Genomic DNA, 12,697 nt, shown 5'->3' with positions numbered 1-12,697 from the left:
CTTTCCTCGGACCTTGGCGCTGCGCTCCTGCGTCAGAAGCTCGACCTTCGGGTCAATTAGCACACCGGGCCGTTCAGTTCGGCGTCATAGCGGGACTGGGCGCGGTCCAAAACATCGTCCACGTCGCAGCCGTGCGCCCGAAGCCAGTGAAGGAAGTCCGTGATAGCCGTGATCACCGACTCCTCGGCCACAACCCTCCCCAGTCTTCCCGCCCCGGACAGTCGGGGCGGTCTCGCATTCGCGCACAGCTCCAGCAAGGCCTCGGCCCGCAGCACGCCGGGGCCCTCCACATGACCGTTCGGCGATGCGAGACCCGTCGCCAGCTCGCACCACGTAACCTTCCGGTCGGGGCGGAGCTGGACACCCCAGCGTGCGGCGACCGCGTCGATGAGGGCCATGCCCCGCCCGGACTCGGACTCGACATTCGCGTCGAGAAGCGTGGGTAGGGCGCGCGTGTCGGGGTCATGGACTTCGATGCGCAGATGAACGCCGTTCATCGAGACCGCGAGCGTGGCCGGGGTGCCCGCGCCGACGTGCGTGATGATGTTGGACACCAGCTCACTCACACAGAGCTGGGCCGCGTCGGTGACCTCGTGCAGGCCCCACACCCCCAGGTGCAGCCGCATGAGGCGGCGCAAGGCAGCCACTTCCTCGGGTTCCGCGGTGAAGTCCAGGTCCCACGGCTTCCGTGACATACACGCTTCCTGGATCACGAAGACCCCTCTCGTCGCATGCCATCTCCACATGATCAGCGGAGCGTCACGCACCCTCACGGTGAGTTGCGTCGTGAACCAGGGTGACGCGAGCACATCCCGGTGTGCAATGTGCAGGACGGGATTCCCACTTCCGAGTGATTGGCAGGCACGGACCTTGGCGCGAGACTGAACACCCACTATTCAAGGGATGGTTGAGATGGCTGGTTCACCGACGGCACGCCGCCGCCGTCTCTCGATCGAGCTGAAGAAGCTCCGCGAGAGGAGCTCGCTGACCTGCGCGCAGGTCGGCGAGGCCCTGGACTGGAGTGGGTCCAAGGTGAATCGGATGGAGACAGGGACCGGCCGGGTCCAGCCGTCCGACATCGACGCCCTGTGCCGCTTCTACGCCACCGCCGACGAACTTCGCGAATTCCTCAAGTCACTGGCCCGGCAGGCCAATACACGCGGCTGGTGGCAAGTCCACGGAGCGGGTGTGCCCGAGTGGTTCAGCATCTACATCGGCCTGGAGCAGGACGCGTCCACTTTTCGCCAGTACCAGTGCGAGTTGATCCCGGGTTTGATGCAGATCGAGCCATACATCCGCGAACTCCACACGACCGGCGCCCACATGTCCGCCGAGGACATCGACAGGGCCGTGCGGGTGCGCGCGGAGCGCCAGACCATGCTGTCGCAAGCCGATGCCCCCGACGCCTGGTTCATCGTGAACGAGGCCGCGCTGCGCCACATCATCGGAGATCGGGCACTGATGCGAGACCAGCTTGAACGCGTCTTGGATTCAGTCGAGTTGCCGACTGTGACACTGCAGGTCCTACCGTTCGACTCGGGCACCTATCCGGCTTCGGGTTCCTTCACCATGCTGGGCTTCCCAGCACAGGAAGCACCGGACCTGGTGTACCGGGACGGCATCACCGACGCCGTTTATCTGGAGGGAGAGCATCATGTTCGTGAGTACACCAGGGCGTTCGACGGGCTACGAGCCGCGGCCTTGAGTCCTCAGCGTTCCACCCAACTGATCAAGTCCGTCCTGAAGGAATACGCACAGTGAGCGTTTCAGAGCCCACGAACCCCGGCAGTCCGGCGTGGTTCACCTCGTCTTACAGCAATGGCGCCGGCGGAGAGTGCGTGGAGGCCGCCTTCGTACGCGCAGGTGTGCTGGTGAGGGATTCCAAAGTGCCGGGCGGCCCTCATGTCACGGTGTCGGCCGAGGCATGGCACAAATTTCTTACGGCATCGGCGGGATGACTCGAAGGACAGCATTCCCCCGCCCGTAACCCTCTCTCGGGCGGAGCCGCAGAGCCCGTGTAGCGATCAGGCGCCTTCCGGCCGTCACCGCACCCTCGGGCCCGGACTCCCTGTTGGCAACATCACTGTTCCCTGCAAGAGTTGAGCACCGCTGGTGAAGTCCGGGAGTCGAACGGGGCAGCGGTGCAGACGTGGAGACAGTTGGCACTATTCGTGTGCGCTGTGGCGCTCGGCCTCGTCGCACTCCACCATCCACGAAGCCATGACGACGTCGTGGATGCGACCCAGTTCAGCATCGCCTTCTTCGCCACGCTGCTGACCGGTGAGGCGGTCATCTTCGCGCTCACGTTCTCCGCGGCCAGCTCCTGGCCCTCGTTACGGGCGATCGACAGCCACATCGCCTTCAGGGAATGGGTGCTCATCGGCTGGTTCGCGGCCTTGTTCACGGCCTGCGGACTCCTCGGCGACAACGCCGCCAGCGCCACTTACGGCGCGCTGCTGTTCCTACTGGCCAACATCTTCGGGATCTTCTCCTTCATACAGCTCTTCGGCCTGGCCAGCATCGGCGGCCGCAATCGGCTGCTGCGCCGGACCCTGGCCGGGGCTCTGGCCCGCCAGGGGACGGGCTTCGGCTCCTTCTTCTACGAGCTCGAGAACGACCCCGTCATCAACTCCTATCTGGGCACCGTCAGCCAGGCCGGCACCAGCAACGACCCCACCGCGATCCGGAACCTTGTCGATCAACTAGTGGAGGCAGAGGTACCGCCCGCTGCCGCCGAGGACGCCATCACCGTCCACCTCGACGTCCTGCACCGTCTTTCACGCGCCACCCTGGCCGGTGGCGCCGACCCTGTCCAGGTCAGCGCTTGCGCCCACGCACTGATCGACTCGGTCATCCGCCACTGCCGCCGACTGCCCGACCCCGCTCCGCCTCTGGGCGCGCTCAGCCGCTACCTGGCCTGGCTCGCCAACACCGCGCTACTGATGTCGGTACGCGGTGTGGCCTCCAACCGGGCCGCCCGTGAGCTCGTCGCCCTCACCACCGACGCTCGCCTGAAGATCCTGCGCTGCGTCGACCCTGACCCCAAGTCGGCCACTACGCGGGACGAACTCGGCACCATTTTCACCAAGCCGCTCCAAGTGCTCCTGTGGAGCGGTGACTTCACCGAATTCCATGGCGCTCACCAGGCCAGCGCTCTGTACGGCGCGTACGAAATCCTCACCGGTACCAAGTTCATGGGGAACTACTGGGACGGCGCCTCCATCCTCACCCAACTGCGCCAGGCCCTGTACGGCGACATGGACGTCCTTTCCACGCCAGAAGCCGTGGCCTCCCGGACGACCTTCGGGTCGCCCGAGGAGTACGACCACTTCTGGGCGCTGGTCACCGTGACCGCGCTCGCCACTCTGCGCGACACCCGTCTGCCGCACCCACCGGAGCTGGTGCGTCCCGAGTTCACCCCCGATCATCAGTTATTGGGGGCCTATCTGCGTACCTTCGCCACCCATCGCTACTTCGCCACCGCCGCGCAAGGCCGCGAAGCACTCCTGAGTCTCGTCTCCCGCGCCGACGCTCCCGGTTCGCCCGCCGCTGAGATAATCAGGGCACGCGGCAGCAACACGTACCGTGTGCCCGCCCCGCTAGTGGAACCGAATCAACGCCCGGCCGCGATGATCCTCGCCATCGCCTGTCGCCTGGCCCCACTGGCCCCAGGAGACGACGACACGGGCTTGCGGGCCTTCCTCGCCTCGCTCCCCTCCCCGGCTCTGACGGCCGCCGCTCGCCTCGCTGCCCGCATCCTGCCGGGCGCTGCCGCGGAATCAGACCCTGTGGAAGCCATCACCGTCGGCCTGAAGGTTCTGCAACTGATCGGCGCCCACACCCGGGAGGGAACGTGACCGACTCCGTCATAGATGTGACCACCTGGCGCGAACGCCTGGCCGATCTTGAGGCCTCAGAGGTGTCGGCCGCGGTGATCGTGCAGTGCGACCAAGCCTGGCTCCGCCCTGACCTCACGGCCTTCCGGAACGAAGTCGACCAGGCACTCATGACCGCCCAGCTGCGCTGCGGCGACCGACTCACCATCACCCGAATCATCCTGCACAACCTCCCCCTCGCACCGGCCACCGTCCACCGATCGACTGCCGTCGATCGGGCCTTCGGCGAATGGCACCACCGCCTGTCCGCCGCCAGCGTCCTGCTCTGTCCCGGCAGCCAGCCCGCACCCCGCGTCCATCGCCTGATCCTCCGTGGAGACCAGACCCGCGCGCCCATCCCAGATATGGTCGAACTACTGAAAAACGGCGACTGGACCGACCAACACCGAGCCGAACTGGTGTTGCACACCGTCGAAACCACCGGTGCCACTACACCCCTCACCGGCTACGACATGGACCTCGACGGCCCCTTCGGTGACGCCGATCCCTCCATCTACATGTAAGCGCGCACCCGCAACCGGCCCACCGCACAATTGGAGATCAGGTGCCTTACGTACCTCAGAGCCAAGACGACCAGGCCTTCCTGGCCCAAGCCATCGAGCTCTCCCGGCACGCCCTCGAAGACGAAGGCAAAACCCCCTTCGGCGCCCTCGTCGTCATCGACGGGAAAATCATCGCCACGGGCACCAGCTCGGTCGTCGAACTCCGGGATCCCACCGCCCACGCCGAAGTCATGGCTCTCCGTGCCGCCGGTGCAGAACTCGGGCGCCACCTCATGGAAGACGCCGTGATGTACGCCAGCAGCGAGCCCTGCCCCATGTGTCTGGTCGCCTGCTACTGGGCCCGTATCCCCCGCCTCGTTTACGCCGCCAACAGCCACGACGTCGCCGTGAACGGGTTCGAAGATCTTCAGTTCTATCGCCAGCTCGCCCTTCCCAACGCCGAACGAACCCTGCTCGCGGAAACAGCTGCCGATGGTGAAGCCCGTGAAATCGCGACCGCGGCTCTCGCCAGCTGGGCTGACAAACTGCCTTTCCCCGTCGAACCCAAAATCTGAGGTCCGACCGAAGAGGAGCAGGCACCGCATGGTCAGGACGCCCTTCTGCCTCGACTCTTCATGGAGAAGCGGCGAGAACGCCGACTCACATCACGTTGGCATCAAGGCACCCAAGGCCGCCCGGTTTTGCTGAGTGTGGCGGTTCCGGGGTGAGCGTCAAGAGCGCCCTTCGGGCGTCGGCTGCGCCGATTTCGCTTCGCTCCACTCTTGACCCTCACCCCTCCACCGCGGAGTGCTCTTGGCCGGGCGGCCCGAAAGGGGGCGGCGGGAGAAGCGGGGGTGGGGTTTCTTCGCATTGCCGGGTGCCGAGAATTTGCGGCTTGGGGGACGCCTATGGCCTTCCGCGCACGCCGGGTTAGTTTGGCGGCTTCCGGATGGTGGGTGGGACGAGAGCATGTCTGGGGTGGTCCGGGTGGACCAGGACGCCGGTCGTCTCGGCCTGGCACCGGTCGCGATGGCGCGCTGCGTGGGCTGGCGACTGGCGGAGTTCCCGGTTCCGGGGTGGATCATTCTGACGGATGAAATGCGGCAACGAGCTGGGGATATCACTCTCCGTGAGCGATAATGGAGAGGTCGGACCGTTGGTGGGTGGGTGAGGTTCGGCGCTCTCATGGGGGACGGGGGTGAGCTCGGTGGCTGTTGCGGTGGAGTCCGAAGTCGATGTGTCGTCTGCGGTGACAGATGAGTGGATCTCTGAATTGCGGTCGTGCGCGCCTTCGGTGGAGACCTTGGGGTTGCTGGTCGAGTTGGCCGGTGAGCGGCTTTCGGCGCGGGGACGGATTGATGCCCTGGCTGTGTTCGAGAGGCATCTTGCCTGGATGCAGGGGATGCAGGTCGAGGTGTTGGCGGCCATTGGGGATTACGCGGATTCTGGGGCCGATGCTGCCGCAGCCGGTGAGGCGTTCGATGCTCGGCTGCTGCGGGAGTGGGATGCCGCGAGCGATGAAGTGGCTTGTGCCTTGCGGCTGGCCGGCGGCACCGCTTCGCGGCGGCTCCAGGTGGCGCAACAGCTGTGCGCTCGGTATCCGGCGACTCTGGAATTGCTGAAGCGTGGGGAGATCTCCTATCTGCAGGCCGAAGCCGTCACGGAATTGTGTGCGGTTCTCGAGCCAGAGACGGCTGGGCAGGTTGAGGCCGTCGTGGTCGCGAAGATGCCGGAGTTGGCCGTCGGACAGACGCGGGCCTTATTGCGTCGGCAGATTCATAAGGCCGATCCGGACGGGGCTGAGGAGCGGCATCGACGGCGCAAGGCGGATCGGGAGACTGTCCTCTATCCGCGAGAGGATGGGATGGCCCTCTTTGGCGCCGTCCTGCCTGCTGAGCAGGCTGCCGAGATGGGGCAGGCCGTCGATGCCCATGCGGCCACGTTCGACAATGACGGGCGAACTCTGGCGCGGAAGCGTGCCGACGCGTTGTACGACCTTGTGGTCAACCGGAATGGTGTGGTGGGAGATTGCGCGACTCCGGCGCGCGGGCGGGCTGCCGCCGTCGTGCAGGTCACTGTGCCCCTTGATGTTCTGGTGGGGGCCGAGGACGGGCCTGCCGAATTGAAAGGGTACGGGCCGATCACCGCGGGGCAGGCGCGTGAGATCGTCTTCGCTCCGGGGACGATCTGGCGGAGGCTTATCACTGATCCTGGTAGTGGGCTGCTCATGAAGGTCGATCCGACCACCTATCGGCCCACGGCCGATGCCGAGCGGCAGGTCATTGCACGCGACCAGTACTGCGCCTTTCCCAGTTGTCGGATGCCTGCGCATCGCTGCGATGTCGATCACGTCGAACCGTTCGATCACGAGCGTCCCGAGGCGGGTGGGTTGACCGTTCCCGACAATCTTCAGCCGTTATGTCGGCGGCATCATCGGCTGAAGACCCACCATCCCGGGTGGAGGGTGACGCGGGATCCGCATACCGGGATTGCCAGTTGGACGAGTCACACCGGGCATACGTACAGGAATGCGCCGCCCGTTTATCGGGAGTGAGTGAGGTTTTCTCACTGACCGGCGGTGAGGAACAGAGCTCCGACTAGAACTGACAGAAGGATCTCGTAGCCGAGGACGATGCAGGCCAGGGCCAGCACTCCCTTCTGCCACAGACGCGGTCCGCGGTAGGGAAGGAGCGGTGGCTGGTCCGAGGGTTGGAGTGCCGCTTCGGTCGGGGTCGTGCCAATCTCCGCGTGAGTGCGCCACCAGTGACGTAACGTTTGGAACTTGGCTTCGAACTCCGAGTCCCAGAGCACGCGTCCGACACGCGGTACTGGCAATGGCGTTCGGCGACTGCTCGCTTCAAGGATGACTAGCCTGCGCCCGCCGCGGTGGCGCTCGACGGCGATCCCTTGAATCTCGTCCCAGGGAACGGTTCGGGGCCGCAGCCCTCGTATGACCAGGTGGTCGGCAGTGAGGATGACGCCTCTACCGAAGCTCAGGAAGCCCGCGCCCAGCAGCAGCGAGATCGCGACGAGTGCGCCGAGCGTGCGGCCGAGGAGCGTCGGGTGATCAGCGCCGGGCCCCTCGGCGAACCCCGCCATCACCGCATCAGCCGCAAGCCAGCCGAGCAGCAGGACCGTGGGCACCGACCGGCTCGGCGCAGGTCGCATGCCCAGTCGCTCGGGCAGCCGGCCGTAGGTATGCCCCCAGGCGCCGAGTTCACCAGCTGTGTCTTCGACTTGGGCCGCGCCGCCGTTGGCAAGCCACCAGCTTCGGATGGTCGCGACCTTGTCGTCGAACCGCCGGTCGCGGGACAGGAAACCGGAGCTGGGCATTCGTAGCGGGGTGCGGCGTCCATCCGTCTCGTAGAGGACCACCCGCCGTCCGCCGGTGAACGGCTCGATCGCGACCTCGGCGACGTTGGTCCACGGGATGGTCCGGCGGCGCAGGTTGTGGACGACGACCGCCTCAGGGGTCAGGGTTACCCCGACGTAGCGGCTCAGCACCCACAGTTCGAGCATGACGAAGAACGGCAGCACCAGGGGCAGGACCCGCGACTCGAACGGCAGGCCGGGCAGCCCGGGCCGCTGGTGCGCCCACAGCAAGGGGTTCGCCAACTGCATCAGCACGGCGGCGCCGAGGATCAGACCCAGTGGCAGGGACTGCTGCCACGAAGCCCGATAGCGGACTCGGCCGACCATTCCCGACGATTCCGCTCCGCCATTGCGGGCTTTCTGGTTCACAGCTGTTCCACCCCTGCCACACGAACAACGCGGGGCATCATGCATGGCCAGGGACTGTTCGCGCAATGGCTGCCGGCGGCCCCAGCCCGACAGAGCAACTGGCAGCCAGGGCGAGAACGTGCCTTCTGCTCGTAGCGCCCACGGCGCTACTCCCGCTCCGGCCTGGTTCGGCGGGCAGCTTCCAGTGGAGGCCGCGCCTTGGGTCGGCACGCCGGAAATTCTGCGACTTGCTCCATGACTCCCGTGCCCCTGGGGCGACTTGCTTCTCGACGTGTGGTGACCGGGAGCTGAGCGCGGTGATCGTGCCGTCAGAACGCGTGATCGTGTGCGAGGTCTTGACAGGAGCTTGGGCGCGCGGCCACCTTTGGCAACGTTGTCACAACTTCTGGCAACGTTGTCATGCCACGGCTCCGGCGCCACCGCGTGTTCGTCGGCCGCGCTGTTTTCTGATGGGACTCACGTTCATGGCAGGTCAGTCACATGCGCCGCGGGATCCTTCCGGTCCTTCCCGGCGGTCGGTGGTCACTACGGGTTCGACTCTTCTCGGCGGGTTCGGTCTGAACGCTCTGTTCCCGGCGACGAGCACGGCCGCCGGGCGCGGTGACGCGCTCACCGCGGCGGCGTCCTCCGGTGAACTCGCCGCCTACCGCCCCGTCGAGGTCTCCTCGACGGACTACGCGCCGACTCCGGGCGAGTTCGTGGTCGACCGGCTCGCGTCGCCCGGGGTCCGGGGAAGTGGATGGCGCGCGGCGGCGGGCGACGATCCGCAGTGGGTCTCGGTCGATCTGCAGGCCGACTGCCAGGTCACGCGGGTCCGGCTCACCTTCGAGGCCGACGCGAGCGATCCGGTTTTCACGCCCCCCACCACCGGTAACCCGGCCCAAGGCACCACCGGCAAGGAGATCCTGTCCAGTTACGCGCTCGCCTTCGTCGTCGAGACGTCCAGGGACGGCGCCTCCTGGACGAGCGTGTACCGCACGACCGCCGGTACGGGTGGGGTGGTGGACATTCCGCTGACCCGGTCCGTGACGGCACGGTGGGTGCGGATGACGGCGCAGCGGCGGTCAAGTCCCAACCCGCTCGGCCTGAACGGGTTCGAGGTGTACGGCACCGTCGGTGGCCGGCGGCCCTCGGCCACCGGCTGGACCGACTGGGGGACCCATCACGGCGAGGCTCCCCGGCTGGCCGTCGCGGCGGACGGCACGGTGCCGCTGGAGTCCGGCTGGCGGCTGACCCTGGACGACTGGGCCGACGGCGAGGGCCCCGACCTGTCGAGGACGACCGTCGACACCAGCGGCTGGCTGCCCGCCACCGTGCCCGGCACGGTCCTCGCCTCACTCGTCGACCAGGGAAAGCTCCCGGACCCGGTGGCTGGTCTGAACAATCTGCACATCCCTGAGGCGCTCTCCCGCCATTCCTGGTGGTACAAGCGTGACTTCGACCTGCCGTCCGGTCTGCGCACCGGCCGTGGCCGCAAGGTCTGGCTGGAGTTCGACGGCATCAACCATCAGGCCGACATCTGGCTCAACGGCCACCGGGTGGGAGGGCTCACCTACCCGTTCGCCCGCTCGGCCCATGACGTGACGGAGTGGATCGCCGAGACGGGGACGAAGGGCCAGAACGCGCTGGCCGTGAAGATCACGCCGATGCCCGTCCCCGGCAGCCCGGGCGACAAGGGTCCCGCCGGGGAGTCCTGGGTGGACGCGGGCGCGGGTCAGATGAACCTCAACTCGCCCACGTATCTGGCCGCTTCGGGGTGGGACTGGATGCCCGCCGTACGGGACCGGGTCTCGGGGATCTGGAACCATGTCCGGCTGAGATCCACGGGGGCCGTGGTCATCGGCGACCCCCGGGTGGACACGGTTCTGCCGCACCTGCCCGACACCTCGGTCGCCGAACTCACCATCACCGTCCCGGTCCGTAACGCCGATGCGGCCGAGCACACCACGACCGTCTCCGCGTTCTTCGGCGACATACGGGTCTCCAAGGCCGTCACCGTCCCGGCCGGCGGGAGCGTCGACGTCACCTTCGCTCCGGACGCCTTCAGCCGGCTGCGGCTGCGCAACCCCGCACTGTGGTGGCCCAACGGGCTCGGCAGCCCCGACCTTCACGACCTCACCCTGGCCGCCTCGGTCGACGGGACGGAGAGCGACCGGCGCACCACCCGCTTCGGTATCCGCCAGTTCGGCTACGAGTACGAGATACCGCTGCCCTTCACCTCGTCCGGCGACGCCTGCACCCAGTCGCTGAAGGTCGGAAGGCAGCAGGCCCGGTATGTGCGGGTCAGGTGCCTGACCCGGGCCACGGACTGGGGCAACTCCCTGTGGACCCTGTCGGTGACCGACAGCGCCAGGCCGGGCACCGACCTCGCCCTGCACGCGAGCGCCACCTCCTCCACGACGGACGGCGACGACCACGGCCCCGGCAACGCCACCGACGGTGACCCCGGCACCCGCTGGTCCTCGGCCTACCAGGACGACCAGTGGATCCGCGTGGACCTGGGCTCCCCGCAGTCCTTCGACGGCGTCGACCTCGTGTGGGAGCAGGCCTACGCCCGGACGTACGTGGTCCAGGTGTCCACGGACGACTCGACCTGGACGGACGTGAAGTCCGTGGACAACACCGCCGTGCCGCTGCCGTTCAACACCGACCGGGCGAGCCTGCAGGTGGAGGACTTCACCGCCCGCACGGCGCGCTTCGTGCGGATCAACTGCGGTGTGCGCCACACCAGTTGGGGAAACTCCCTCTGGTCCCTGTCGGTGATCGACAGTTCCCGTCCGGGCACCGACCTGGCCCTGCACAAGGCGGCCACGGCCTCCACCGAGGAGTCCGACCATCCGGCCGCCGCCGCGACCGACGGCAACCCCGACAGCCGGTGGTCGTCGCAGTACGAGGACCACCAGTGGATCCAGGTCGACCTCGGCTCCGCCCAGAGTTTCGACCGGGTGGCCATCCTGTGGGAGCAGGCCTATCCGAAGACGTACGTCATCCAGGTGTCGTCCGACGGTGACACCTGGACGGACGTGAAGTCCGTGGACAACAGCCCGGTGCCGCTGAAGATCAGCGTGAACGGCGTACGGGTGCTGGCCCGGGGCGGCAACTGGGGCTGGGACGAACTCCTGCGGCGGATGCCCGCCGAGCGGATGGACGCGGCGGTGCGTATGCACCGCGACATGAACTTCACGATGATCCGCAACTGGGTCGGCAGCATCAACCGGGAGGAGTTCTACGCCAGTTGCGACGAACACGGCATCCTGGTGTGGAACGACTTCCCCAATGCCTGGGCCATGGACCCGCCGGACCATGACGCGTTCAACGCGATCGCGCGTGACACCGTACTGCGCTATCGCATCCACCCCTGCGTGGTGGTGTGGTGCGGCGCCAACGAGGGCGACCCGCCGGCCGCCATCGACAAGGGCATGCGCGACGCCGTCGAGCAGCAGGCTCCCGGCATCCTCTACCAGAACAACTCCGCCGGAGGCATCATCACCGGCGGCGGCCCCTACAACTGGGTGGAGCCCGGGAAGTACTACGACCCGTCGACCTACGGCAGCAACAGCTTCGGATTCCACACCGAGATCGGCATGCCGGTCGTCTCCAACGCCGAGAGCATGCGCAATCTGGTGGGCGACGAGAAGGAGTGGCCGATAGGCGGAGCGTGGTACTACCACGACTGGAGCGAACGCGGGAATCAGGCTCCGCAGCAGTACCGGGCGGCGATCGAGGCGCGCCTGGGTACCGCGACGGACCTCGACGACTTCGCCGGCAAGGCGCAGTTCGTCAACTACGAGAACGCGCGCAGCATGTTCGAGGCGTGGAACGCCCACCTGTGGGACGACGCCAGCGGCCTCATGCTGTGGATGTCCCACCCCGCCTGGCACAGCACCGTCTGGCAGACCTACGACTACGACTTCGACGTCAACGGCACCTACTACGGTGCCCGCACCGCCTGCGAGCCCCTGCACGTCCAGGCCGACCCGCTGAAATGGCAGCTCCTCGTGGTGAACCACACGCGCCGCGCGCTCGAGGGCGCGACCGTCACCGCCCGGATCCACGACCTCACCGGTCGCCAGGTCGGCGGGACCAGGAAGGCGGTGGTCGATGTCGCGTCGGCCGCCACCACCCGCGCCTTCGCCGTGGACTGGAGCGACGACCTGCCCGATCTGCATCTGCTGCGTCTGACCCTCGAGGACCACGCGGGTCGTACGCTCTCGGCCAATACCTACTGGCGCCATCGGACCCCAGCCGCGATGAAGGCACTCAACGACCTCCCGAAGGTCGGGCTCTCGGCCTCGATCACCCGTGTGTCGCGCTCCGGTACCCGGCGTGAACTGACCGCTGTCGTCAAGAACCGTGGATCGGCCCTCGCCCCGATGGTCCGGCTGTCGCTGCTGGACGATCACAGCGGTGACCGCGTCCTGCCGACGCTGTACAGCGACAACTACCTCTGGCTGCTGCCCGGCGAGTCGCGGACGGTCACCCTGTCCTGGCCGGCTCACGCGCTGCCGTCGAACCGTCCGGCGCTCAGCGTGTCCGCCTACAACAGTCCCCGCACGGTCGCCCGGGGGTAGGCCGCGG

At 67.2% G+C, this 12,697-nt stretch carries 9 protein-coding genes; 7 read left to right on the top strand and 2 right to left on the bottom strand.

What is annotated here, in order from left to right:
* Nucleotides 1–56: 56 nt before the first annotated feature.
* Complete coding sequence (locus SMIR_RS23760; RefSeq protein ID WP_212727346.1) at nt 57–695, bottom strand: ATP-binding protein; 639 nt, start codon at nt 693–695, stop codon at nt 57–59.
* 217 nt (nt 696–912) lie between these two features.
* Here SMIR_RS23760 and SMIR_RS23755 point away from each other — a divergent pair, with 217 nt between their 5' ends.
* The 6 genes from SMIR_RS23755 (at nt 913) to SMIR_RS23730 (ending at nt 6,932) form a co-directional block, all read left to right on the top strand.
* Nucleotides 913–1,761: a helix-turn-helix domain-containing protein gene (locus SMIR_RS23755; RefSeq protein WP_212728396.1), complete on the top strand. Its 849-nt coding sequence runs from the start codon at nt 913–915 to the stop codon at nt 1,759–1,761.
* Nucleotides 1,758–1,958, top strand: coding sequence for a DUF397 domain-containing protein (locus tag SMIR_RS23750; RefSeq protein WP_212727345.1), 201 nt, complete (start codon nt 1,758–1,760; stop codon nt 1,956–1,958). The genes SMIR_RS23755 and SMIR_RS23750 overlap by 4 nt, the downstream gene beginning before the upstream one ends.
* A 273-nt stretch (nt 1,959–2,231) precedes the next feature.
* On the top strand, nt 2,232–3,857 hold the full coding sequence (locus SMIR_RS23745; protein ID WP_212727344.1) for a hypothetical protein: 1,626 nt from the start codon (nt 2,232–2,234) through the stop codon (nt 3,855–3,857).
* The gene (locus SMIR_RS23740) at nt 3,854–4,399 is read left to right on the top strand and encodes a hypothetical protein (RefSeq protein WP_212727343.1); all 546 of its coding nucleotides are present in this window, start codon (nt 3,854–3,856) and stop codon (nt 4,397–4,399) included. Before SMIR_RS23745 ends, SMIR_RS23740 begins: the two co-directional genes overlap by 4 nt.
* 41 nt (nt 4,400–4,440) lie before the next feature.
* Nucleotides 4,441–4,953 (top strand): nucleoside deaminase, encoded by a 513-nt coding sequence (locus SMIR_RS23735; protein WP_212727342.1) that lies wholly within the window; start codon nt 4,441–4,443, stop codon nt 4,951–4,953.
* Nucleotides 4,954–5,585: 632 nt separating this feature from the next.
* Entirely contained in the window at nt 5,586–6,932 is a 1,347-nt protein-coding gene (locus SMIR_RS23730) for an HNH endonuclease signature motif containing protein (protein WP_249938465.1), read from the top strand.
* Nucleotides 6,933–6,943: 11 nt separating this feature from the next.
* Here SMIR_RS23730 and SMIR_RS23725 read toward each other — a convergent pair whose 3' ends face one another.
* Nucleotides 6,944–8,119 (bottom strand): hypothetical protein, encoded by a 1,176-nt coding sequence (locus SMIR_RS23725; RefSeq protein ID WP_212727341.1) that lies wholly within the window; start codon nt 8,117–8,119, stop codon nt 6,944–6,946.
* Nucleotides 8,120–8,583: 464 nt separating this feature from the next.
* On the opposite strand from SMIR_RS23725, the gene SMIR_RS23720 reads away from it, so the two are divergent.
* Nucleotides 8,584–12,690: a discoidin domain-containing protein gene (locus tag SMIR_RS23720; protein ID WP_212727340.1), complete on the top strand. Its 4,107-nt coding sequence runs from the start codon at nt 8,584–8,586 to the stop codon at nt 12,688–12,690.
* The last annotated feature ends 7 nt before the right edge of the window (nt 12,691–12,697 follow it).

It is taken from the genome of Streptomyces mirabilis, assembly GCF_018310535.1.
Lineage (GTDB): Bacteria > Actinomycetota > Actinomycetes > Streptomycetales > Streptomycetaceae > Streptomyces.
Note: the sequence above shows the minus strand (reverse complement) of the source record. Positions and strands in the feature narration are given on the sequence as shown.